Raw genomic sequence first — 24837 nt, 5'->3', positions numbered from 1 at the left:
GCTCTAGATTAAATATTAAAAGGGTTGCACGATACGATCGCTTATACTTGGCGTAGTCTGTGGTGCGATCGCTCATTTACTGCGATCGTTGAATAATTTAAAAACTTGTCTATAGAGCAATCTCATCTCACAGAAGGTTTATATAGGGTCGTGCTATGCTACTGGAGTGTCTAATGAAGAGAGTCATGACTGCTCCAGTTGAAGAATTATTAAACACCTTTGATCGTCTGCCAGAGTCAGAGAGACTGGAAATAGCTCTGGAGATTTTAAAAAGGGTAAGACATTTGGACTTTCCATATTTGTCTAATGAAGATTTGGTTTGGAATGCAGAAGAACTTTTTTTGGAGTTAGATCGGCAAGAAGCTTCTGATGAGTAGCCCTAATCGTGGAGAAGTTTGGCTTGTCGATCTTGGCTACACAGCAAAAGTCAGACCATGCTTAATTATCAGTATTCCTGCACTAGAGCAAGATCGAGCGCTAGCAACCCTAATTCCTCATACGACTAGCTCACGCGGTTCAAGATTTGAGGTGGCGCTAAAGGTAAACTTTCTCCGAGCAGGAGTGTTTGACGTACAAAATATTATTACAATTCCACATGCAAAGCTACTCCGAAAGTTGGGAGACTTAACACTAGAACAACTCGTTGAAGTTGAAAAAGTATTACTCTTTTGGCTGGGATTAGAAGAGAGAGATTTTGAGAGTGATGAGTAGCAACTTAATATAGATAAAAATCCTGGATTCAAAGGTTTATAAAATACTATCGCTTCATATTAATTAATGAAAAAGCTTTTATTTATCTGTAGCCAGAATAAATTGCGAAGTCCTACCGCCGAGGCTGTATTTTCTGAATATGAAGGATTTGAAACAGACTCGGCAGGTTTAGATCGCCATACCGAAGTACCATTATCAACAGAGGCTATTCAATGGGCTGACATTATCTTTGTGATGGAAAAATCCCATAAAAATAAACTATCCAAAAATTTTCAGCCTTTCCTGAAAGATAAAAAAATTATATGTTTAGATATACCAGATGAATATGAATATATGGAACCAGCTTTAATTGAGTTATTAAAACAGAAAGTTTTACCTCTATTAAAAATAAAAAATGAATATTCAAGAAGCTTTTAATTCTGCCGCAGGAGATTACGATAACTTACGTCGTGTTTTAATTCCCTGTTTTAATGACTTTTACAAAACTGCCGTTGAAATCATCCCAGACGATTACACTGCACCTCTGAAGGTTCTAGATTTGGGTGCTGGTACTGGACTTTACTCAGGTATGGTTCAGTCCGTTTTCCCGAATGCAGAGTTCACCTTGCTAGACTTAGCCCCTGAGATGTTAGAAAAAGCTAAGTTGAGATTTAGCAAAATGAGTAAATCTCCTAAAATCTTAATTGGTGACTACATTGAGACTGATTTAGGTGATTCATATAATCTGATAATCTCTGCCTTATCGATTCATCATCTGTCAGATATTGACAAAGAACTTCTTTATCAACGGATTTATGATGTTCTCAATCCTGGAGGGATATTTATTAACGCCGATCAAGTTCTCGGTAAAACGCCTGATTTAGAACAACTTTACCGTCAACACTGGCTAGATTCTGTCCGCGCGAAGAATATCTCAGAAGAGGATCTCAAAGCTGCACAAAAACGTATGGAATACGATCGCATGGCAACCCTTGATATTCAACTTAGCTGCTTAGAAGCGGCTGGATTTCAAAATGTGGATTGCTGGTACAAAAATTTTAGCTTTGCTGTTTTTGGTGGTTATCGACCAAATATTTAACTAATTCACGACTTACGCACAGGTAACGGAAAATCGAACCGCAGAGGATGCAGAGGGCACGGAGAAATAAGAGTTTCAGAGAGTTCTTGCGTAAGTCCTATAATTACTTTGCCAATTTTGGAATTAACTTCAGTGTTGCAGTCGTATTTTCTGTAACATTCTTTGATTCCCATAACATTTGGTGGTATTCAATCTTGCGCCAAGGTTCAACCATATCGTTGTAGTGGCTATGGAAAGCATGGCCTGATTGTCCAGGGGTGTGAATTGCTACTGAGTTATCCAAATTTCCCAAATCTACAATCATCCGCAGTGAAGGAATATCTGTCACCTCAAAGGATTTATTTGCTCTCCATCGGTTAGCATTTACTGTTTCGCCGTTGCCAGATGTAGCAAAAGCACCACGATTAAATAAAGCTTCAATCGGTGCAACCCCAGATTTACCCAAGGTGGCATTCCGAAAAGTAATGGTATGCAGCTTGCCCCAATTCCAGTTGTTCGGGTCTTTGCTTTGAATTCGTTCTAGTTCATCCACAGCTTCTATAAAGGACTGCCGCAGGATTTGGTCACGATTCTCGACTTTCGGGGTGTTGCGGTTGTCCCACCAAGAACTATTGGGCTGTTTGACCAGATTTGCTACCACAGCATACCAGCGATCGCCTCCATCAGGAAAGTACTTTTCAGGTAACTGATCGTGAAACGTATCTGCTAGCAAGTGTTTCCAGAATACTTCAAACAGAGCAGCGGCAGGCGATGTCATTTCCAACTGCAAATTCCAATCTTGCAGCAGTTTTTGGGCTGCTTGTAAGCGGGGTGTATCAACAGTGATAGATTTTAGTAGTGGCACTAATGTTTGTGCATTTAAATTGCGATTATCACCCTGTATCTGCTGTACATCCTTTAAAGAAATCGCTTGCGTTTGTTGTGAAATCATTTCAACAATGCGTTTTGCTCGATAGCCATAAACCCAGTCTGCGGTAATCAGGTAAGGATATTCACGGTTAACTAAATTATTAGCAGTAGCAATATAACCTTGAGGTGGATTAAAACTTTTGGGCAATTTCTCAAAGTCAATATAGCCTTGCCACTCATAAGCATCCGTCCAACCAGGAACGGGATAACGCCCATCTCCCTGAGCGCGGATGGGGAATTTACCAGGCATTTGGTAGCCAATATTGCCATCAATGTCAGCGTAAACCAAGTTTTGAGCCGGGACATCATAGTTACTAGCAGCAGTGCGGAATTCTTGCCAGTTTTGGGCGCGATTGATTTGGGGAATGGCATACCCTAATTTAGAAGGTGCTAGGGCTGTCCAGCGTAGGGCTACGGCGTAATTTTGCGGTAATTCTAGTGACTTACTTGGCTTGAAATCCTTTAGATTGGGCGAAACATCAGAGAGAATCGGCCCATGTCGGGTATAGCGTACCGTTTGGACAATCGTCTGACTTCCTGCTACTTGAATCGTCTCTGGCACGAGTTGCATATCAACCCATTTGCCATTTACCTCATACTGATTGGGGTTATTTGGGTTGATTTTCTCGATGTATAAATCCATCACATCAGATTGTACATTGGTGACACCCCAGGCAATGCGATCGCTATGACCGATAATTACTCCAATCATTCCCGCAAAGGAAAAGCCAGAAACGTTGTAGGGACATTCTGCACTCTTCGGTGTGCAGTGCAAACCAACCTCGTACCAAATAGAGGGAATTTGCACACCTAAGTGGGGGTCATTCGCCAAGATAGGTTTACCTGTCGTGGTTCGCTGACCAGATATCACCCAGTTATTTGAGCCAATACCTGTTCCCGTAGGCCCAATGAGTTTTTCTAAAGCTATCATCGGCTTAGTAATTGACTCTAAAGCAGGTAATACATCTGGAGAATTGAGAAGTACTTCAACATTCTTGTTCCTCTCTTCCCCTGCTGTTTCTCCTTGCTGCAACTCAGGTAAAATAACTGGCAAGTCTTGAGGGTATGGTGGAAAAAGTTCTTCTACTTCAGCAGGAGTAAGAGTTTTGAGCAAAATAGCACGTTCAATTTCGCTCTCGAAATTTCTGCCTAAATCGTAAGCCATTACCTTCCCCCAAGTCAGAGAATGCAGTATTTGCCAAGGTTCTGGCTTATACCCAGGATTGAGAAACTTTACCACAGCGTATTCTAGACTCAGGGCGCTACCTTGATGCTCTGTCAAATAGGCATTGACACCATCGGCGTAAGCTTCCAGGTATGCCTTCATCTCTGCATTAATTTCCTGAATTTCTTGCTGCGCCACCCTCGCCCAACCCATTGTCCGCAGATATTTATCAGTGTCAACTTGAGAAGAACCAAACATTTCTGAGAGTCGCCCAGAACCAATGTGTCGCCAAAAGTCCATTTGCCAAAAGCGTTCTTGGGCATGGATATAACCTTGCGCCATAAATAAATCGTGGGAGTTGGCAGCATAAATATGGGGAACTCCCCATTTATCACGCTGGACAGTTACTTCGGCTTTCAGTTCAGGTAGTTGAATTGTGCCACTCTCTTGCGGAAAGGATTGGCGCACGGTGTAGGTAGCAAATCCCACTAACAATAGCCCTAGCACTAACAGGAAAATCAGAGTAATTTTGAGTCTTTTACGTAACCAACCTTTCCTGGAGTTTTTCATTTGAGCTTCTTGTGGCATTGTTTAGTGAAATCAGGCAATACTACAAGGTATTAAATCAGAATCTTTAGAAAAGTGTGATCTGTTCATTTAAAATACGCCTGAGTACACAGTTAAAATTTTGTTGTACTAGCTGCCAGTAGAACAATAGTATCGCTCTCCTATTTTCCAAAGCTGAAGCGCAACCATCAGAAAGATAATGCCTGCGATTGGTGAGACATAACAAAACCATAAAGGCACTAAAAAAGCATCTTCTTTTTCAAGTACTGCAAGCAAAGGAAAATAACTAACGCAAGCAAGCGGTATCAAGAAAGTAAAGAATCGCTGAAACCACTTGCTATAAATTGCCAGAGGGTACTGAGCCGTTTCGACTCCTCCATAAGTGAGGATATTCATAATTTCGAGAGATTCAATAGTCCAGAAGGTGATGGTTGCTTGCATAATGACAATGCCAACAAAAAGCGCAACCCCACCAAGAAATGAAGTACCCAAAAGCCATAAAGTTTTAAAAGTTAAAGGGATATGGAGTGATGAAAGTGACCACCACATAACAACCATTCCCTGAAAAAATCTTCCGATTCGTTTCAAAGTAAATTCTTTACCTAAAAGCTGAAGTGCTGTGGTACGTGGACGAACAAGTAAACGGTCGAAGTCTCCACTTTTAATTATTGTTGAAAATGAGTCAAAGCCTCTTCCAAGGGCATCAGCACAGGCGAAAGAAATATTAATTATTCCATAAAATAGAGCAACTTCATTCAAAGTCCACGTACCAATACTATTAAAACGACTAAAAAGTGCCCAAACTCCAAAAAATTCAACAGCAGTTACTAAAAGCTGCCCTATTACTTGCAGCCAGAAGGAAACTTTGTACTGCATTTGCGACTTGAAAGATACAGAAATATATCGAAGGTAAAGCAAAAACTCATTCATAATCGCTTTGTAATTTTTATCTAAAATAAATTACCTAATACCAATTCTGTATGAAGATGCACAAAATATTAAACGAACCGCCAAGTAAGCCATCGCGTAGCGTCTCGTTAGAGAAGAGCGCCAAGAATAGAGACTTACTCATTTAGTGCAGCTTCACATTAAATTGGTATAATCTATCTTCCTTCTTAAAAAATTACGAATTACGAATTAGGTTGTCGAGCGTACCCCTTCGGGGAAGCAAGCTACGCGTAGCGTCTCGTAGAGAAGCCGAGGTACAAATTATTTACTTATCCTCCTTGAATTACAAGCTTTTTGATGCCATGTTTCACAAGGATACGCCCAATAATAATAATGACAACTATCCAGAAAGCTTGATGCAGCAAAACATTAAATAGGGCGTTTGGTTGAAGATTACCAGTACAAAGACGAAAAGGTTTGTCGATTAGTCCTGAAAAAGGAAGTGCATTCAAAAAAGGCTTGCTCCACTCAGGAAAAAGTGGCAAAGGAACAATCATGCCAGAGAAGATACTAACAAGAGTAGGTAGAATACTATTAATCCCCTCGCCCGAAATTGTCCACATCATTGATACAGTAAGAAGCATAGTCAATGCAGACGAAAGTAAAATTGCGCCAATAAAAGAGAGAAAAAAGGCAACAAAAGAAGCAAAGGAGGGTGGAAAAGAAAGCGACCATTCATCAAGCCCTAAAAGGGGAAAAATAAAAATTGTGACACCAAGAAGCGGAAAGCTACGAAGTATCAGGGGCGTTGTACGAAGTGCCAATGCGCGAGTAAACCAAAAATTATAAAGGTCTGTGGGTCGGAGAAGATCATATCCGACAGCACCAGTTCGGATAAGTTCTTGAATATCTCTATCACCTCCCCAAGGGACAATCGCCATCAGAAACGCCTGTCCCAGCCACACATATCCTACAGCTTGTTGAAAAGTGATAGGTTGAGCAGAGGTTGTATGAGTAAAGAATGCCTGTAAAACCATTACTTTCACTAACCCCCAGAAAAGCTGAGTTCCAACGCCAGCCAAAGCAGCAGCACGGTATTGCAACAGCAGTGTAAATCTAGCAACAAACAGTGACCAATATGCTTTCATGGGATAATTCCGGCTGAAATTGCATAAAGTTCAGCAACTATCTCTTCAATGGGTGGATTTTCCACAAAAAGATCCTCTACTTCGTGTTGCGAGGTAACTTGGCTAATCAAAGACGCAGCAGAAAGCTTTGTGGGATCGAAGGCTAGAGTTACGGTGCGACCTTCTTTAGAGATAATACTGACTCCTTCTTCTTCAAAGAAGAAATCATCGTTTGCTAGGTCGATTTTTAAGTACCGACGCGAGGAAACTTGAGAACGCAGTGCTGCTAAAGTTCCATCACAAAGAATTTCACCTCCACCAATAATTATTATGCGATCGCACAATGCCTCGATATCATCCATATCATGGGTAGTTAGGATGGTGGTTACTTGATGAGTTTTATTTAGCGCTTTGATAAATTTTCTGACTGCAAGCTTGGAAACTGCATCAAGCCCGATGGTGGGTTCATCAAGAAAAAGAATTTCCGGTCTGTGAAGCATTGCGGCTGCAAAGTCACATCGCATCCTTTGACCAAGGCTTAACTGTCTCACCGATGTCGAGAGAAAGCTTCCAAGACCAAGCAAATCAATCATTTCTTCGCGTGTCTGGCGATATTCCGATTGGGGAACGCGATAAATATCCCGCAGCAAATCGAAAGACTCTATCACTGGTAAATCCCACCAGAGTTGTGTTCTTTGACCAAACACTACACCGATACGATTAACGTGCTTAATTCGATCTTTCCAAGGAGTTCGTCCACTAATTAGGCATTTTCCACTGGAAGGTACGAGAATACCGCTTAAAATTTTGATCGTGGTCGATTTACCGGCTCCATTGGGGCCAATGTATCCTACAAGTTCTCCTCTCTCCAGGGAAAACGAAACTCCTTTGAGGGCATAAACTTCTTTTGTTTTTCGCTGCACAAGTCCTCGTATTGAACCGAAAAGCCCAGAGGAACGTTCAGACACAAAGAAAGTCTTCCTGAGATTTTCGACAAGAATGTGAGACATATTTTGTTAGTCTGTTATTGCGAAGAAAAGCGGGAGGCAGGGGGCAAAAATGAGCTGGGCTGGATTAAGAATTGTCTTGATAGAGGTAGCTGAAGTGAGCAATGTCGGCGCGATCGCTAGGGGAATGATAAATTTCGAGATATATCATTTAATAATAAGTAAATTGCCAATGCAATACCCATGCCAAGAATCACCCTAGAAGTATCAATCTACATTCCAATACAAAGAAATACTCCCTCGGCAAATGCATTGTAGGATTAGCATAAGAAGAGGGAGAAATGAAGTATTATTGCTAATGATTAAAATCTGTTGGGGAACTTCTATTAAGTACCTGTAGGTAAATATATAGCATGAATCTTACTCCCCTTCCCTTGAAGGGAAGGGGCTGGGGGTTAGGTCTGTATTCCATGCAATTGGGAACCGCTATATTTGATATCTTTCTTCAGCTATCGTGACATCTGGACAAACAGTCAGGATTCAAATACCAACTTATAACCAGTTAGCAGGTTCCAGTTCTAATCGGGGTGTAATTGTCAATTCACATTTTTGACCTGACATCAGACGCGCTTTAATCTGATTTTGTCCAGTCATGGTCGCGCAGATAGGATTCAAAGTCGCTTGGGGAAGGAAAGTCACGTTTCAACTGCGCTAAATCCGCTCCGTAGCCGACGTTCTCGAACCAGCGATACATCGTGGTTACTTCCTCTCCGACTTGCTGCTCAAACGCTTCAAACGGAATTTGTTGGTAGTTGACAGTTTTACCCAGAACGCGGCTGAATGCAGCAGCAATTTCTGTCATCGTCATATCTACACTTGCGACTTCTTTTTGGCAATTCAAGAATTCTGCGGGACGCTCGAACACAGAAGCGACCATTTTCCCGTAATCTTCTTCGGAAAGTTGCTGCAATTTCGTTTCAGGACTGAGCGGTTGGAGAAGCGTTCCTTTCTCAATCATCGGACGCATCGTGTTGTAATTATAGAAAAAGAAAACTGGACGCATCATCGTGTAGGGCAAACCAAGCGATCGAATGTATTCTTCGACTTGAAACTTGCTCTCGAAATGTGGAATGCCCGTGTTGCGTTCTGCGCTTCCCACTGAACTGTAGACGAAATGCTGAATGCCTGCCGATGAAGCTGCATCTGCGATCGCTTTGCCATCTTGGATCTCGGCTTCTAATCCACCTTCAGTAAGAAAGGTCTGCAACGAAAAAACGCCATAAGCACCTTGCAAAGCGCGATCAACAGAAGCGCGATCGCTGAAGTCTCCTGTTACGAGTTCTGCCCCCGCTTGTTGGAGTGCTTGGGCGGCGGGCTTGTTTGGATCGCGCACAAAGGCACGCACCTTGAAGTTACTGCGCTTTAAAAGATGACGCGCCACTGCGCCGCCCTGATTGCCCGTGGCTCCGGTGACTAAGATAATTTGTTCTGCGGTTGTTTGCTGTGTCATGTCTGTTTTTTTAATGCTGTTTGTGTATTTGAAATTTATCTTGTCTAAACAGTAGCTTGTGCAGCAAAAGAGAAAAAGTAGTTAAAATTCAAAACAGTTGTGTAAAAAATTCAAAGATGCGTTTCGGTTAATGGACAAGCTGAAAAGCCTGATGATCTTTATCCGCTCCGCTCAATCTGGCAGCTTTTCGGAAGCAGCACGACACTTAGGTATGGCTCCTTCAGCCGTGAGTCGAGCCGTATTGCGCTTGGAAGATGACTTGGGGGTGCGCTTGCTCCAGCGAACAACTCGCAGCTTGACGCTGACCGAAGATGGCAACCGATTTTATCAACGCTGTCAGCAAATTCTCAACGATTTGGAAGAAGCCGAACTCGAAGTCAAACAATCGCAATCAATGCCGCTCGGAACATTGCGGCTCGATCTGAGCTTTGTGTTTGGCAAAATACATATCGCTCCGGCTCTGCTGCAATTTATCACACAATATCCAAAGTTAAATCTGAATGTTTCTTTTAACGATCGCACGATCGATCTGATTGAGGAAGGTATTGACGCGACAGTGCGGATTGGAATGAGCAGTGATAGCCGTTTAATCATGCACCATCTGGCAACTGCACGCTACATCACTTGTGCCTCGCCGCAGTATCTCGCCCAGTATGGCACGCCCACAACACCCACAGAACTTTTGCAGCATCGCTGTGTCAACTTTATCTATCCACAGACTGGGCGAGAGCCTAAATGGAAGTTTGAACAAGATGGAAAAGCGATTGACCTTTCTGTTGACAGTTATCTGCGATTCGATAATTCAGAAGTCATTTTAGAGGCGGTCATTCAAGGAGCCGGTGTAGTTCAATTTCCCAAATTTATCGCAGCCAAAGCGATCGCGCGTGGAGACCTCCAACCAATTCTTCAATCCTACGCGACCCAAGTTGGATTACCGATCTCCGTGTTGTACCCGCAAAAACGCTATCTCTGTGCTAAAGTTCGCGTCTTTGTTGAGTTTATGACAGAATTGACAGGTGCATTAAAGCGAGTTGATGTTGTAGATTGAAAGCTCGAACCAGTGGAAGAATGACTAGCCCAACGGCAAAGATTGCGCTGAACTCTTCAGACCTGACGCAGGCATTCACTTACACAGCTAAAATGATTTCAAGGAAACTCTTCAGCAGAACGACGCTGAAAATTAGTCTGTAAGTACTGGTGCGATCGCAGGAGGCAAAAAATGGGCTTGGCTGGATTAAGAATTGTGTTGGTAGAACCAGCTGGGCCGATCAATATCGGCGCGATCGCCAGGGTAATGAAAAATTTCGGATTATATAATTTAGTATTAGTGAACCCCCAATGCGATCCGCTTTCGACGGAAGCTTTGATGATGGCTGTTCACGCTCAAGAAATTATAGAATCTGCGGTAATAGTGGCAACCTTACCAGAAGCATTGCACGGATGTGTACGGGCGATCGCTACTACTGGTCGCGTTCGCAGTTTAGAAACACCCTTAGAAAATCCCCGCACTGCACTACCCTGGTTACTGGAGGAACCAGAAAAAGCCGCAGCCCTGATTTTTGGCAGGGAAGACCGGGGATTAAGCAATGAAGAATTAAATTATGCACAGCGGTTTGTTGGCATTCCCACGAGTCAAGATTATGTCGCCCTGAATTTGGCTACTGCTGTGGCAATTTGTTGTTATGAATTGTCACAATGTGCGCAACAACTTGACACTCAAACCTTACCTCAAACTGAACTCGCACCTTTGGATGTTGTGGAAGGATACTACCAGCAATTAGAATCAGTATTACTGAAAATTGGTTATGTATATCCTCATACGGCAGCTAGTCGTATGGGAAAATTTCGCCAATTGTATAATCGCGCTCACTTGAAAACTGGGGAGGTGGCTATGCTGCGAGGAATTTTGCAGCAGGTAGAATGGGCCCTGAAAAACCAGAGGAATAGTGAAAACTTGTAATTATTCGTTTAATATATACGCAATCATCCCCCCAAAATAATTAATATCGCTTAAACTAAACACAAAAATGCTACTTAGTGGCAAAGTGGAATTTGAGTATTAATATTGCTTAAAGATTAAGTTTGGGGTCAAGAGTCTGCAAGAAAACAGTCAAGTGGGTCACAAGGAGTAACGGTGTCAGAATCAAGTGGCGAACTAACAGCTTTCTCGCGGCGTCAACCCTTAAATCGGCGCCAGCAGCCACAAAAAGTTCAAAAAGTGGTAAAGAAGAGAGTTAAAGCTAATAGTCAGCAGCAAAATCCAAATGGACAAGAAGGGGCACTAACACGCCAAAAAAATCAAATCAGTTCTCCCGCAATCTCTGGCGCTACACGTAGGGTAAAATCGGGGTTAGTTGTGCCAACGGCAGTAAAATCAATACCTAGTGTCAAGGGAAAAATTCCTCCCTTTCGACCAGGTGCTGTGATGGTTAAAACAGTGCGGATGGAAAAGCCAAAAACAGGCAGACGCTCATCGCGAAAAACCCAGTTAAAGCCAATGGCCAAAACCGTATTGTATGTTTTGCGGTTATTAATTGTGGGTGTTGGGATGGGTGCAATTGTGGGCACTGTATTGTCAGTATTAGACCCAGCCAATCGCATCAGCACAAATTCGGCGTTGCAATCTAATAATAATGTTAATAATGTGGCGCGATCGCAGCCACAACCTACCCAAACTCCCCCAGCCGCAGCTTCGAGTCTATACCTATCTCAGGAAATTACCTCTTTGAAAAATGCCGTGCAAAATTTGGCGGCTACCAACCCAAATCTCACACCTGGAATTTTCTTAGTAGATTTAGATACTGGTAATTATGTAGATATCAATGGCTCTACCAGTTTTCCGGCGGCTAGCACGATTAAAGTGCCGATTCTGATTGCCTTTTTCCAGGATGTAGACGCGGGGAAGATTCGCCTAGATGATATGCTGACCATGCAACAGGATATGGTAGCTGGCGGTTCGGGAGATTTGCAATACAAACCACCGGGAACTCAGTACGCCGCTTTGGAAGTTGTCACTAAAATGATTACAATCAGCGACAACACGGCGACAAATATGCTGATTGCCCGACTGGGAGGAATTGACGCTTTAAACCAGCGTTTCCGTAGTTGGGGATTGACAGCCACAACAATTCGGAATCAACTCCCAGATTTGCAAGGGACAAACACCACTAGTCCCAAAGAACTAGGGAATTTGATGGCGATTGTGAGTCAAGGAAATTTAGTCAGTATGCCATCACGCGATTTCATGCTCGATATCTTGCGTCGCACCCAAAGAGACACTCTGCTACCATCAGGTTTAGGAACAGGTGCAAAAGCCTACCACAAAACAGGTGATATTGGCACAATGCTGGCAGATACAGGTTTAATTGTTGTTCCAACTGGCAAGCGCTACATAGCCTCTGTAATGGTACAACGTCCAGCAAACGATCCTCGCGCCGAAAAATTGATTAGCTCAATTTCTCGTGCTGCCTACCAAGAGTTTAGCCAAAATCCTGTCACACCCAGCGCCACTACAAATCCTGTACCCACAAATGGTTATCAGCCCCAGGTTGCGAATCCTGCTTTACCTAACGGTACAACAGGCACTGCGCCCATGAGCGTTTATCAGCCTCCTGTTGTTACTCCTCTACCTAACGGTATGGGAAGTACTGTACCGGCTAACGGTTATCAATCTCCAGTTATGAATCCGCAGTATTACCCTCCCAGATAAGTAGGTCGGTGTTTCGTTGGGATTAGGCAGGCAGCAGGGGAAACTAGCGGTATGCAAGCGCTGCACTGAATTAAAACCATAAATTATACTCCGTAGAGGCTGGCGATCGCAATTGAAGTTACAATTTCTGTTTGCAAATCAAATAGGATTGCTATACCAACTCAAAGCGGAAATAATTGTTGATTGCGAAGCCTTTGGTAAAGGAGAGTTTAAAACTCAAGGCGACGGATTTACATTGCTGACAATAGTAGTTTTAATGCTGCGGAAAGCCTTCTCAGCAAAATGCTTTAACAGCCGACTGGCGCGAACAAAACCCAGACGTTGAACCTGCTTCAGTTTTGCTGGAGAGAGTTGAGCATTACAACAACTTGAATTATCGAAAGCTAATTCAGATATCTCTGAATTACCTGCTCTGTCTAACAACTGGACGTGGATTGATCTTGGAACACTTGGTGAAGTAAGCGGTGGACTAACAAAAAACTCTAAAAGAGAAGATTTACATTAGAATTTTCATATCTTCGAGTAGCTAATGTTTACGCTGATTACTGAGAACTGAACGAATGGGTAATTTATTTGTTGGAAGTCCCTAAACTAAAGTTGTTGTCTTTTAACTCTTAACTTTTTTGATACCGCATACCTGGTAGTTGCGAAACAAAACCCATAAGTTCCAACTGTAATAAAGCGCCGGAAACTGAGCCAGCAGCCATGCCGGTTTGTTGGACAATAAAATCAAAGGGTAAAGCTTCACTTGCGATCGCATCCATTACCCTTTGCAATTCTGGTGATAAAGTTGGTAAACTTAACTGCTCTGCTGCTGTAGAAGCCTCAATTGCATCAATTTGTGGTATTGCTCCTAGCATGGTTAACAGTTCGTCTAGTTCCTTAAGAATGAAAGAAGCTCCCTGACTCAGCAACTTTAAGCATCCTTGGGATGGATAATCGTCCACTCTTCCAGGTAATGCATAGACATCTCTACCAAATTCATTTGCGTAGGTAGCAGTAATTAACGCACCAGATTTTAACGGCGCTTCCATTACTAGGATGGCGCGGCTTAAACCTGCAATAATTCGGTTGCGGCGGGGAAAGTGAGTGCGATCAGGTGGGGTTTTTGTAGGGTACTCACTGACGACTAAACCAGCCGTCAAAATTTGCTTGTACAAATCCCGATTTTTATGTGGATAGATCACATCTACACCAGTTCCCAAAACTGCGATCGTGCGTCCACCTGCTTTCATGGCAGCGATGTGGCTTTCGGTGTCAATTCCCTCTGCCATACCAGAAACAACTGTAAAGCCATTTTTAGCCAAAGCTGTACTAATTTGGCGAGTCCAACGGATACCGTATTCTGAGGGTTGGCGTGTGCCGACAATCCCAACCATTGGTTTTTGTCCGAGATTTTCTTGGAGTTCAACTTCACCGCGATAGTACAAAATCGGCGGTGGACTCGGAGTTTCCAGCAGTAAGCGGGGATAATCTGCATCTGCTGGTGTCCAGAAATGGGAATTTTCCTGCTGGTGCTTGGTGAATAGTTGTTCTGGGTGCAAACGCGATCGCTGTTGTACTACTTTTTCTAGTGTCTGAAAACCAAAACCCTCTACTTCTCCTAACTGTACCTTGGTGGCGTTCCAAGCTGTTGCCAGCGTGCCAAAATGCTGTTGCAGCCGTCGCAGTAATACCGGCCCAATTCCTGAAATTTGTGCCCAAGCTAACCAATATGCGCCTTCTTCTACCACCGTTCTATCCTCACGCCCACTGGATTGAGTATTCCCAAATTGGGATTGTTTGTTGATGGGGATGAGGTGGATGAGGAAGCAGGGGAAGAATAATTAATGACTAATGACTAATGACTAATGACTAACCCCTTGACTTTTGACTCTTGACTCTTGACTATTAACTATTGACTATTGACTATCTATCTTCTGATCTTCTGTGATGAAATATTTTTATCGTTTTTTAATAAGCCTATCTGGGTGCTTAATATTTTTACTGGTGCATAGTGGCCTTGGTTTGTTGCCTAGTTTGGCAGCCGAAAAAGTGACTATTAGATACGGATTGTTTGAGCAATCGATCCCAGTGGCAGATATACGCAACTATGGCGAGACACAAAAGGCTTCTAGCGATTTGCAATCTTTCTTAGATTACCTCAGCGCTAAGGAAAAACAGAAGTTCCAAGAAGCCCTTCAAGTGAAAATGTCGCTTGATATTGTGGCTTTAGATAAGCTGATAAACACAGGAATGGGCAAGCAAATTTTATCTTTTGCTTCTGGTGCGATCGCTCGTCGCGATCAAGCCAGTATACAAGCACTACGATCTGCCCTCATCATCGGAGCAAAATCACCAGAAGGTCTAGGAATAACCAGCTTTCTACAAGCCTATCCCAGTAATCAACTAGTTATTGATGTGTCAAAGATTAAGAAGCTAGTCGGTATGGCAAATCCCTCTGCTAGTTCTGCTGATGCGCCGCCGAAAGATGACGTAAGTTCTTCACCTTTAGGGAAAGTTGCACTACAATATCAAACACTCGCCGCCCAGGATAAACAGTTCTCCGGTTGCTTATTTGGCGATTCTATTTCGGCTGGACTTGGCAATACCCTTGGGAGTGGTACTTTTAATTTTGGGTTAAATGGTCTGAGTACAATCTCATTACTAGAACAATTAAAAAGTTTAATTCCTACCAAGGTGAAATGCGAAAAAGCGATTATTGCCATAGGTGGAAATGATGCTTTGTATAAAATTAGTGATGAGTTATTTACCAAAAATCTCCAAGAGGCGATCGCACTTCTGCGCACAATGGGAACTAAAGAGCTTTTTCTGATTCCGGCTTTTTATTCGACAGTGGCAGCAAGCTCAGATATAACTGTAGCAGCTCCAAATTCTAAAGTGGAACAAATTAATGTTCTGATTAATCAAGTTGCTGAAACAGAAAAAGTACCAGTTGCCGCAGCCGGACTAGCACCATTATATGAAAATAATGTTCTTAAAGAAAATTTAACCAGTGATGGCGACCATCTGAATGCAGAGGGTCTGAAAATTTATCGGCAAGCATTATTACAAATCCTGGGTAAGTAATACTATTTTGAATTTTGGATTTTGGATTGACTGAAAAATCCAAAATCTAAAATTAAATGGCTGCCAAAGTAAATATTTCTGCTGTATTACTGTTAAGCTTTCCAATTCAAAAAACGTGCATAAAGATAAGCTATACCTTCATCAAGAACCGTCCGCACACCTTCGCTAGAACCCCACCATTTGTTTGGATTATAATCTTGTGTTGTAGCAGCAATCACACCAACATTAATTTCAGGGGTAAGTATTTTTTTAAAAAGAAACCAACTCCTACGGGCATGAACGTCCAAGGAAAAAAGATTAATCGATTCTATTTTTAAATTTGAATTGGCTAGCCAACGCTCAAATTCAGCAGCAGATGCATAACTACGATCTTTAACCACAAAAGGTGTCGGAACAGCTACTACTTTTTCTGCTTCTAAACCGAGTTTTATGAAGGTGTCAGCTGACACGTCTGCAAAGTTCTTATATCCGGTAAGATAACTTCCTTTTCCTAATGTGCCTCCGGTAGTAATTATTTGATGATAAGAACCGTTTTTAAATTCAGTCAAAGCTTTTTCTATAGCGTAATCTGGTAGCCATCCTTCAACAACTAATACTTCTGCTGATTGGATCGGGGAAGTTACGGCGAGAAATGAGTGTACATGAGTAAAAAGGAAAAATATTAAATAGGCAATCAAAGCGATCGCAATCGCCCACCCTGGAGCCGTAAGTGTCCACATTTCTTGGCGTTTGATTAGTTTGATTTTGGGAAATTTTTGACACCGACGATTTTTTATCCGCATTAAACCTTTGCTAAACGTTGTTCTTTCAAGTAGGTAAACACAGATTTATCTCCAATATCAGCAGGAATTGCTTGTACTGTCTTGCGCAGGGCAAACACTAAAAATAATATCGCCCAAGTTCCTAATAAAATGCTTTCTCCCTGAGTTGGTAAAATTCCTACCAAATGTCCTAACAACAGTAGCGGTACAATTGGGGTTAATACTTTGGTTTCCAGGCGATTGAAGCAAAAAGCCTCTTTAAAATAAATACCTGTCAAAGCTACGAAAATAAAACCAACCCCAAATAAGGTAATTGGCTGATTGTAAACAGCAAGAGCTAAAGGTTCACTACTAGTGATTGCCAGAATCACTGATGCGATAGTACCGATCGCCCAAAAAACTTGCAACGTTCGGTGCAGTGATGCCATATAGATATGGATGGTAAATAAACTTACACCAAGAGCGAGGCTAAAACAAGCATATAGAGGTGTCAGTAAAGTTACAACAGTTGGGTTATTGTTGAGTAAAATCAAGGCGCTGCCGATGGCAAAGCTTAGTGCTGCTACCATTAATCCAGCGCGATAGATAATTACGCCAGTGCGATCGCTCTGAGTAATTGTAAATTCTCCAAACTGACCTTGATAAACTTCTGGTGCAGAGAGTGTTTGTGTAGTCATAGTTAAGAATATAATTATGATTCTCTAGTAGAGTACAACAGGAAATTGCTCAAGGGTTACTTTTATTATTATGAGCAATAAGGCGAACTTCATGTCACCATTCCTAAACTTACGTCTTTTAGCAGTTGCTTTCTGGAAATCTTTGTCGAATTGTCACTGCCTACGGTGAGTGTAACTGCTTGTTTTTAAGTGGTGTGTAGTTGCCCACCCTCCGTTTTATATCTAGGATTTTTCCTTTCTTTGCCTTTCCCACAAATCAGCTACAGGCACTTTGCAGTCTGATGATTTTTCACTGTCTTAACTTTAGCAATATTCACTGGTCTGATTTTCTTAAAAAAACAAGACTTCTAGCACATCTTGTAAATTAATCTGTAATTGTGAGTGAGCATCTCCGCAATTAATGGCAATTTCTACCCAGCCGTGACTGCCAACTAAAGCTATTATCTCTCCCACTTTGACCTCACTGTAAGTTTTACAGCCTGGTACACTCAATCCGGCAACTTGCACATACCAACTTTTGCCTTGCACGTAACTGGCTGGAATGTTACTCACTAGGTTGCCAAAGTGGTCAATATATTGAATGCAACCCACTACACTGGTGGTTGTCTGCTTGCAGTTACCTATATCCAGGTTTACCAAACTTACTAGTTCGATTTCTTGTCCTAGATGTTTGAAGGGGACACCACTAGCAAGATTAGCTGCCACTGGTGCAAAGATATCCCTACCGTGAAAAGTCTTGCTTGGTTGAGGAGTGCGCCAATAATTAAGATTTGTAAGTTCGACGGCTGCGATCGCAGGACTTTGACTAAGTACGCCGCTGAATATACCATTATCTGGCCCAACCAAAAACCCTTGAGCAAATTCTACTGCGATCGCTCGTCGCTTGCTTCCCACACCTGGATCGACTACTGCCAGATGCACTGTCCCAACTGGAAAATGGGTATAAGCATTCATCAGGCTAAACCTGGCTGCGGCAATGTCTTGCGGCGGAATTTGGTGCGTTAAGTCTACCACCCTCAGTCTGGGGTTGATTTGGGCTATGACTCCCTTGATTATGCCTACATAAACGTCGCGATCGCCGAAATCGCTCAGTAAAGTCACAAGGGGTTGTCGATCTATCTGGTTATTAGACATATTTTGGTAAAAATATATAAAAAAGATATTTTCTGTAGCAACAGCTACAAAATATGTGTTATGTTAACAATACAAGACATAAATTGAAAAATTAAAGCAGGTAATCACTATGAGTCAAAATAGACTACAAAGTGTGAGCAAATCACGAGAAACTCACAGAGCGAATATTCAAAAAAGCCTAGAGCATCGCTTGGAAATAGCCAGAGCAAAAGGCGACGAACAGCTAATTCGTCAACTGGAAGCTGAAATGAGGTATTCCAGCTAAATCAAGTTTTCATTGTTCATAGTTTTGTTGTGTAACCCGCTACGGCGGGTTTTTTCTTTTTAGATAGGGAGTTTCCTAGCAATTTCGCTCTGACAGCGTTTTGCAATTAATTGAATTACCCCACTTCCTACTCCCTCCTCACGCTCCTGGCTCAACACCCAAGGCTCGTAACTGTGCTGCCAAGCGTTCAACCCGTTGCAGAGCAGTTTCTTTAGCTTCTCGCTCTTGTTCGGCTCGTTCTGCACCAGTAGGAATCACATTACCTTCAGTGTCACACCACCGCAACCAAACATCCCGCTTACCTTCATACGCACCTTCCCACAAACATAAACCTAACTCAACTTCAGTCAGCCATTGCTCGCTTGTGGGTATATATTGCCGTCCTCGCAACTCATACATCTGTAGAATTTCACCACCAAGTTGCTGAGTTGGGTCAAAGATAATGTAGTACATTACCCGCATCCTGGCATACTCTAATAATTTTCGCCCTGTTTCATTGCCTTCTCGATTGGAGACAATTTCAATTACTACCTCTGGCGGTTTGCCAAACTCCCAAAAGAAATAGGAGCGATGTTTTTTTTCCCACCAGTTTTCTGCTATCTGTACATCTAGGCTCAAAAATACATCTGGCACAATCGGCGGTTGCTTACCAGTGGTAAATAAACCCACATTGGCAGCAACGAGAAACCCTTGGGCATTACTTGGCCCGTTCCAAGAACTGTAAAGGGTTTCTGTTAGTAATCTTTGTTGTTTTTCTGATGGTAAATTATCCAAGGATTCATCGTCTTCTGTCACCAGAATACTAACATCTGGTAACAAATCTTCTGGTAAGAAGCCAGCGTCTGTCAAGGTAATAGATTCACTCATAAGAAATACTGGAGATAGCAGCTTAATTCTATTGTGGCAGCAGCATCAATTCCCTTCACCTTACTTAAGTACAACACAAAAATCTCGTGCAGCAGTTTTGAGGGAGGATAAGGTTAGCACTTCCATTTTTTAAATAGCCAAAGTTAATTGTTGCCAACCAGATTTACTCAATTCAAAGTTTGTCTGACCGATTCTTTTGCACACCCACTCTAAAGGTGAGAAGAATGGAAGTGAGGTCAAAACTGTACTGCATCGAAGCGAGAACCACTATAGCGATCGCTATCACACCCTTCGACCCTATTGAAGTCAGAGATTAAGGTAAAATTATAAGTAAAAGTATTAAGAATTTTAAAGAAAATAATCAATGTCCAGCATTTCTCTTGACAAAAGTAACTCTCATGTCACCGTTGTTGGCGCAGGAATAGGTGGACTGACTGCTGGGGCATTATTGGCTCATAGAGGTTACAGTGTCTTAATTTTGGATCAAGCCCTCGTACCGGGAGGCTGTGCTTCGACCTTTAAACGCCAGGGATTTACCTTTGATGTGGGAGCAACTCAGGTTGCAGGGTTGGAACCAGGGGGAATTCACCACCGGATTTTCTCAGAATTGTCAATAGATTTGCCACAAGCAACGCCTTGTGACCCTGCTTGTGCGGTGTATTTACCTGGGGAAACCACACCCATCAACGTTTGGCGCGACCAAGAGAAATGGCAAGAGGAACGACAAAAACAGTTTCCTGGTAGCGAACCATTTTGGCAGTTGATGGCAACTTTATTTGATGCTAGTTGGGAATTTCAAGGACGCGACCCGGTGCTACCACCGCGTAATCTATGGGATTTGTGGCAGCTAACTCAGGCGGTGCGTCCGAGTACATTAATTACCGTACCCTTCACCTTGTTTACGGTAGGAGATGCTTTACGGTTCTGTGGACTGGGAAATGACCGACGACTGAGAACTTTTTTAGATTTGCAACTGAAGCTATACTCCCAGGTAGATGCAGACGAGACAGCATTACTTTATGCCGCCACAGCGTTGAGTGTATCCCAACTGCCCCAAGGATTGTTTCACATCCAGGGAAGTATGCAAGTATTAAGCGATCGCTTGGTAAAATCTTTAGAAAGAGATGGCGGCAAACTGTTGATGCGCCACACAGTAGAAGAAATCAAAATAGAAAACGGTAAAGCCAGTGCTGTTGTTATTAGAAATCAGAAAACTGGCGAAGTTTGGACAGAAGCAGCCGACCACATAGTTAGCAACGTCACCGTGCAAAATTTGGTGCAATTGTTGGGGGAACAAGCGCCATCTGGTTATAAAAATCGGGTGGAAAAACTGCCCCAAGCATCGGGTGCTTTTGTGGTGTATTTGGGTGTAGATGCCAGCGCGATTCCGCCTGGGTGTCCTCCGCACCTCCAATTTTTGTACGATGTCAATGGCCCTATTGGCGAGAATAATTCCTTATTTGTTTCCGTCAGTCATCCTGGAGATGGCCGCGCACCAGAGGGGAAAGCGACAATTATTGCTTCATCATTTGTCGATCCTGCACAGTGGTGGCAGACTGATGATTATGAAGGACTAAAAGAAAAGTTTACCCAAGAAGCGATCGCTCGTCTTGCCCAATACTTTTATCTCAAACCAGAAACTATTATTTATCAAGAAGCGGCAACACCCCGCACTTTTGCCCATTTCACAGCCCGCGATCGCGGTATAGTTGGCGGTATTGGTCAAAGAATACCCACCTTTGGCCCCTTTGGGTTCGCCAATCGGACACCCATCCAAAATTTGTGGTTAGTTGGTGATTCCACCCATCCCGGCGAAGGTACTGCTGGGGTGAGTTATTCGGCGCTGACGGTAGTTAGGCAAATTGAAGCGCAAATGTAGTATTTTGTAAAGTTAGTAATGAAGAGTTTGTAGTAAGGACTTTAGTGCTTATAAAATAACGACTAAAGTCCTTACTACAAACTTGTTTACAACTATTTAGATAGAGCAAAAATTTTATTAAAAACTATAAATCATACTTATAACCGATGCCAGACAGGACAAAAAACTGATGAAATAAGGTTAGTGTTGCGAATCTGGAGTAATGACAGACAGAGTTTTAATTCTTGGAGGAAGAGGGCGGATTGGTAGCAGTGTTGCCGAGGATCTAGCTACCCATACGCAAGCAAAAATTACGATTACTGGACGTTCTGCGGAGTTTGGGAAAGCTGTAAGCTTGTCTTCGGGGGGACAAGTGCAGTTTTTGATATTAGACTTGGTAGAAGTTGACAAGCTGCGAGATGCGATCGCAAACTCTAACTTAGTTATTCATTGTGCTGGGCCATTTCACTATCGAGATACTAATGTTCTCGAAACCTGTATTGCTGAAGGCGTTAATTATTTAGATGTTAGCGACCACCGTTCTTATACCAGCAAGGCTCTGAATTATCATGAAAAAGCTGCTGCTGCTGGCGTAACGGCAATTATTAATACTGGCATTTTTCCTGGTATTTCTAACAGTATGGTACGCCAGGGAGTTGAACAATTTGATCGACCAGAAAAGATCCATTTAAGTTATTTAGTTTCTGGTTCTGGTGGTGCTGGCATTACAGTCATGCGGACAACTTTTCTAGGGTTGCAGTATCCTTTTGAGGCTTGGATAAATGGAAAATGGGAAATAGTCAAGCCTTATAGTGAAAGAGAAGTAGTTGAGTTTCCATCTCCATATAGACGCAGCGGAGTTTACTGGTTTGATATGCCAGAAACCTTTACACTCCCCCATGCATTCCCATCAGTGAAAACTGTAATTACTAAGTTTGGCTCTGTTCCAGATTTCTATAATCATCTAACTTGGATTGCGGCACACATTTTTCCCAAGTGGTTAATGCAACGTCGTTACATGATTGAATTTCTGTCTCATGTCAGCCATTCAATGACAGATGTCACTAATAATTTTAGTGGAATTGGAGTAGCCGTTCGTTCAGAAGTTACAGGACAGAAAAATGGTGAAACAGCCGTTTATTGTTCAACTGTAGTGCATGAAAATACAGCGGTGGCTTCTGGTTACGGTACAGGTAGTATTGCCCAATTATTGCTAGAAGGTAAACTCAAAAAACCAGGAGTTTTTCCTGTAGAAGAAGCATTACCAACAAATTTATTTGAAGAGGTAATGCAAAGCCGAGGAATTAAAATTAATCACAGTTGGTCAGAAGTGTCTATTGGATAAAAAAGTAAAAATGTCAGTCTACTTGAGTAGATTTTAGCTATTAGTCTAGAACAGGAGTTCTGGATGGTATGTTAGTAAGCACAAAAATTGGTGGCTATTTTAAAGAGGGACACGGTTAAGATTACACAACTTTGTGCTACTACTAAATCATTTGTGAACAATCAAATCCTCGACTTTTTAAAGGAAGTCGCGGATTTTAGTCTTGTGAATAAGATTACTATAAACGAAAAATTAATATACCTTGAGGTAGAAGAAAGAACTGTACCTAAACACTTAGGATGCCTTTGAGCCTCAGATATTTAATCTATCTTATACCTCAAAAGGCTCATACCAAAAGATTAGGAGATTTTTTTCATGCAAAAAATTCTATTAAGTTTAAAACAAGCATTACGTTCAAGCTTTTTGGTTGTTAGCTTGATGGTTTTCATCAGCTTGACAGGTTCCTTCATTTTTGTTCAGCAAAGTAGTTATGCGACTACTCTTGAAGAATTAAAACTAGTACCCCCAGAGTATAAACCAAATTCTGAAGAAAAAATTAATCGTGCTAACGAATACGATCCAGGTGTTGGCATTCAAGAAGAAGACAGAGAAAAAGCTTATGAGCAAGCAATCAAAGATTCAAAAGATCTTACTACTATAGAGAAGACTTACGAAAGAAATTTGAAGGCTGAACAAGAACAAAATCCCCCAGAAAGTTTTGGTGAAAAAGCGAAAGGAGTTCTTGAAAAAGTTACAGGTAAATAGGGAATCTAGACCTAACCCGAACCCCTTTCCGACAAAAAAATGGGAATTGAAGACTAAAACCGCCTCTCAAATTTGGAGTAAGGTTCATAAAATTAAACTGTAGCGACTGTCTTGAAAGTCGCTACGTACAAAAATTGCTTTTACTCAAATTCATCTATTGTAGTCGGAGTGGTAGTCTTTCTCTTGTTAGCAAAATTGCGCTCATACCACTTCATTAATGGAGTTGCGCTAATTCCATGCACAATTACTGAGGCTACAATAGTAGTGTAAGTTATCCAAGCAATTTGTTCGGCTGCTTCACCTTTCAAGCCATGACCAAAGGCATAAGCTAGATAATATAAAGAACCAACACCGCGAATACCAAACCATCCAAATAACCACCGAGTTCCTGGGTGGAAGGTTCGGCGGCGTGAATCTAGAGGACGTTTACCTATTGTGCTAATCCAAACTCCTAAAGGTCTGATGATCAAGAATAACAAAATTATTACTAGCAGAGATTGCATAGCATAATTAAGCATTGGTTTCAATAATAATATTGAACCTAATAGTAAAATTGTCCCAACTTCTAGTAGCTTTTCTACTTGCTCAACAAATTCTAATTGTTCTATCGGTTTTTCAGAATTTCTGTAACTGCGTTGGACAACTAACCCAGCAACAAATACCGCCAAAAATCCATAGCCATTAACCATTTCTGTTAATGAATAAGTTATGAGAATGGTGCTGATAGCAATAAAATCTTCCATTAACTCATCAGCAGGACGGCGTTTTTGAATTGTTTGCTCAATCCAAACGATAAATTTGGCAACAACAATTCCCATAACAATACCAGATGCGATCGCCCATATTAAATCAACCGTAATCCACTGTTGAAGCCAGTTACCCCAGTTGTCATCTTCTAAAGCATGAATGCCAAAATAAACGAAGGGAAAAGCTAAAGCATCATTTAACCCACCTTCAGAAGTTAAACCAAATCTCAACTCATCTTGGTCATTTGCACTGGTGAGTTGTACTTCTGAAGCTAATACTGGATCGGTAGGTGCAAGAATTGCTCCTAATAAAATTGCTTCTCCCCAATTCATCCCTAAAAATAATTTACCCACAACAGCCAGAGCAAAAATTGAAATTGGCATCAAAAATAGAATCAATCGCACCGTAATATCCCAAACCCCCAACTTTAGAGGCCGAACAATTCTTAAGCCGCAGCTAAATACAGAAATAATTACTACAAGTTCTGTTATTTTCTCCAGCAGTTCGGTGTTAAAAACGTCATCTCGACGTAATTGAATCAGCCCTAAGCCATAAGGGCCTAGAAAAATACCAACCACTAGGTAGATAATGGCAAAAGAAAGAGGTAAGCGAGTAATCCAACCTGAGCCTAAAGTTACAATCAACAAAAGTAGACCAATCACAAATAGGTCAAGAATATAGATATCTACCATATAGCGATTTACCAGAAATGTTGAATACTGATACAAAACTTTACATAGATAGTTACACTAACTCTAA

The 24837-nt window shown here is 41.9% G+C and carries 24 protein-coding genes; 13 read left to right on the top strand and 11 right to left on the bottom strand.

The features are described 5' to 3' along the window. Positions 1-185: 185 nt before the first annotated feature. The 4 genes from HWQ42_RS29565 (at position 186) to HWQ42_RS29550 (ending at position 1789) form a co-directional block, all read left to right on the top strand. Positions 186-377 carry a hypothetical protein gene (locus HWQ42_RS29565; RefSeq protein ID WP_292738908.1) on the top strand — a complete coding sequence of 64 codons (192 nt, stop codon included), beginning with the start codon at positions 186-188 and terminating at the stop codon, positions 375-377. Next, positions 370-711: a type II toxin-antitoxin system PemK/MazF family toxin gene (locus HWQ42_RS29560; protein WP_292738907.1), complete on the top strand. Its 342-nt coding sequence runs from the start codon at positions 370-372 to the stop codon at positions 709-711. The genes HWQ42_RS29565 and HWQ42_RS29560 overlap by 8 nt, the downstream gene beginning before the upstream one ends. A 66-nt stretch (positions 712-777) precedes the next feature. Next, positions 778-1128: a low molecular weight protein tyrosine phosphatase family protein gene (locus HWQ42_RS29555; RefSeq protein ID WP_292818219.1), complete on the top strand. Its 351-nt coding sequence runs from the start codon at positions 778-780 to the stop codon at positions 1126-1128. Further along, the gene (locus tag HWQ42_RS29550) at positions 1106-1789 is read left to right on the top strand and encodes a class I SAM-dependent methyltransferase (protein WP_292818216.1); all 684 of its coding nucleotides are present in this window, start codon (positions 1106-1108) and stop codon (positions 1787-1789) included. Before HWQ42_RS29555 ends, HWQ42_RS29550 begins: the two co-directional genes overlap by 23 nt. A gap of 103 nt (positions 1790-1892) precedes the next feature. On the opposite strand, the gene HWQ42_RS29545 is transcribed toward HWQ42_RS29550, so the two are convergent. From HWQ42_RS29545 to HWQ42_RS29525, 5 genes are all read right to left on the bottom strand, one after another. Then, on the bottom strand, positions 1893-4433 hold the full coding sequence (locus HWQ42_RS29545) for a penicillin acylase family protein (protein ID WP_292818212.1): 2541 nt from the start codon (positions 4431-4433) through the stop codon (positions 1893-1895). Between the two features lie 126 nt (positions 4434-4559). Beyond that, positions 4560-5306: an ABC-2 family transporter protein gene (locus tag HWQ42_RS29540; protein ID WP_292818209.1), complete on the bottom strand. Its 747-nt coding sequence runs from the start codon at positions 5304-5306 to the stop codon at positions 4560-4562. A gap of 341 nt (positions 5307-5647) precedes the next feature. Next, positions 5648-6466, bottom strand: a complete 819-nt coding sequence (locus HWQ42_RS29535; RefSeq protein ID WP_292818206.1) for an ABC-2 family transporter protein — start codon at positions 6464-6466, stop codon at positions 5648-5650. Continuing rightward, the gene (locus HWQ42_RS29530) at positions 6463-7455 is read right to left on the bottom strand and encodes an ATP-binding cassette domain-containing protein (protein WP_292818202.1); all 993 of its coding nucleotides are present in this window, start codon (positions 7453-7455) and stop codon (positions 6463-6465) included. Before HWQ42_RS29530 ends, HWQ42_RS29535 begins: the two co-directional genes overlap by 4 nt. Before the next feature lie 568 nt (positions 7456-8023). Continuing rightward, positions 8024-8902, bottom strand: a complete 879-nt coding sequence (locus HWQ42_RS29525) for an NmrA/HSCARG family protein (protein ID WP_292818198.1) — start codon at positions 8900-8902, stop codon at positions 8024-8026. 130 nt (positions 8903-9032) lie between these two features. Here HWQ42_RS29525 and HWQ42_RS29520 point away from each other — a divergent pair, with 130 nt between their 5' ends. From HWQ42_RS29520 to HWQ42_RS29505, 4 genes are all read left to right on the top strand, one after another. After that, positions 9033-9950 carry a LysR family transcriptional regulator gene (locus HWQ42_RS29520; RefSeq protein ID WP_292738891.1) on the top strand — a complete coding sequence of 306 codons (918 nt, stop codon included), beginning with the start codon at positions 9033-9035 and terminating at the stop codon, positions 9948-9950. Between the two features lie 171 nt (positions 9951-10121). After that, positions 10122-10862, top strand: coding sequence for an RNA methyltransferase (locus HWQ42_RS29515; protein WP_292818195.1), 741 nt, complete (start codon positions 10122-10124; stop codon positions 10860-10862). A 174-nt stretch (positions 10863-11036) separates the two neighbouring features. Then, positions 11037-12611, top strand: coding sequence for a serine hydrolase (locus HWQ42_RS29510; RefSeq protein ID WP_292818192.1), 1575 nt, complete (start codon positions 11037-11039; stop codon positions 12609-12611). Positions 12612-12723: 112 nt separating this feature from the next. After that, a complete protein-coding gene (locus tag HWQ42_RS29505; RefSeq protein ID WP_292818189.1) occupies positions 12724-12936 on the top strand; it encodes a hypothetical protein in 213 nt (70 codons plus the stop codon). A 289-nt stretch (positions 12937-13225) separates the two neighbouring features. On the opposite strand, the gene dprA is transcribed toward HWQ42_RS29505, so the two are convergent. After that, positions 13226-14344, bottom strand: coding sequence for a DNA-processing protein DprA (gene dprA / locus HWQ42_RS29500; RefSeq protein ID WP_292818184.1), 1119 nt, complete (start codon positions 14342-14344; stop codon positions 13226-13228). Positions 14345-14645: 301 nt separating this feature from the next. Here dprA and HWQ42_RS29495 point away from each other — a divergent pair, with 301 nt between their 5' ends. Next, positions 14646-15680, top strand: coding sequence for an alpha/beta hydrolase (locus HWQ42_RS29495; RefSeq protein ID WP_292818181.1), 1035 nt, complete (start codon positions 14646-14648; stop codon positions 15678-15680). Between the two features lie 92 nt (positions 15681-15772). Here HWQ42_RS29495 and HWQ42_RS29490 read toward each other — a convergent pair whose 3' ends face one another. The 3 genes from HWQ42_RS29490 to HWQ42_RS29480 all read right to left on the bottom strand — a co-directional run bounded on the left by HWQ42_RS29490 (position 15773) and on the right by HWQ42_RS29480 (position 18252). After that, positions 15773-16462 (bottom strand): ElyC/SanA/YdcF family protein, encoded by a 690-nt coding sequence (locus HWQ42_RS29490; protein WP_292818178.1) that lies wholly within the window; start codon positions 16460-16462, stop codon positions 15773-15775. Next, complete coding sequence (locus HWQ42_RS29485) at positions 16462-17118, bottom strand: DUF2301 domain-containing membrane protein (RefSeq protein ID WP_292818175.1); 657 nt, start codon at positions 17116-17118, stop codon at positions 16462-16464. Before HWQ42_RS29485 ends, HWQ42_RS29490 begins: the two co-directional genes overlap by 1 nt. Positions 17119-17448: 330 nt before the next feature. Beyond that, complete coding sequence (locus HWQ42_RS29480; protein WP_292818172.1) at positions 17449-18252, bottom strand: SAM-dependent chlorinase/fluorinase; 804 nt, start codon at positions 18250-18252, stop codon at positions 17449-17451. Between the two features lie 109 nt (positions 18253-18361). On the opposite strand from HWQ42_RS29480, the gene HWQ42_RS29475 reads away from it, so the two are divergent. Beyond that, positions 18362-18517 (top strand): hypothetical protein, encoded by a 156-nt coding sequence (locus HWQ42_RS29475; protein ID WP_292818169.1) that lies wholly within the window; start codon positions 18362-18364, stop codon positions 18515-18517. Positions 18518-18655: 138 nt separating this feature from the next. Here HWQ42_RS29475 and HWQ42_RS29470 read toward each other — a convergent pair whose 3' ends face one another. Then, complete coding sequence (locus HWQ42_RS29470) at positions 18656-19384, bottom strand: Uma2 family endonuclease (protein ID WP_292818166.1); 729 nt, start codon at positions 19382-19384, stop codon at positions 18656-18658. Positions 19385-19748: 364 nt separating this feature from the next. On the opposite strand from HWQ42_RS29470, the gene crtD reads away from it, so the two are divergent. The 3 genes from crtD to HWQ42_RS29455 all read left to right on the top strand — a co-directional run bounded on the left by crtD (position 19749) and on the right by HWQ42_RS29455 (position 23331). Next, the gene (crtD, locus tag HWQ42_RS29465) at positions 19749-21263 is read left to right on the top strand and encodes a C-3',4' desaturase CrtD (protein WP_292818163.1); all 1515 of its coding nucleotides are present in this window, start codon (positions 19749-19751) and stop codon (positions 21261-21263) included. A gap of 202 nt (positions 21264-21465) precedes the next feature. Continuing rightward, on the top strand, positions 21466-22587 hold the full coding sequence (locus HWQ42_RS29460) for a saccharopine dehydrogenase NADP-binding domain-containing protein (protein WP_292818160.1): 1122 nt from the start codon (positions 21466-21468) through the stop codon (positions 22585-22587). Positions 22588-22941: 354 nt separating this feature from the next. Then, on the top strand, positions 22942-23331 hold the full coding sequence (locus tag HWQ42_RS29455; protein WP_292818157.1) for a hypothetical protein: 390 nt from the start codon (positions 22942-22944) through the stop codon (positions 23329-23331). Between the two features lie 140 nt (positions 23332-23471). On the opposite strand, the gene HWQ42_RS29450 is transcribed toward HWQ42_RS29455, so the two are convergent. Next, positions 23472-24770 carry a sodium:proton antiporter gene (locus HWQ42_RS29450; protein ID WP_292818154.1) on the bottom strand — a complete coding sequence of 433 codons (1299 nt, stop codon included), beginning with the start codon at positions 24768-24770 and terminating at the stop codon, positions 23472-23474. Positions 24771-24837: the final 67 nt, after the last annotated feature.

This window comes from Nostoc sp. JL23, from assembly GCF_017115065.1.
GTDB classification, from domain to species: Bacteria; Cyanobacteriota; Cyanobacteriia; order Cyanobacteriales; family Nostocaceae; genus Nostoc; species Nostoc punctiforme_A.
This window is presented reverse-complemented; position numbering and strand designations above follow the sequence as displayed.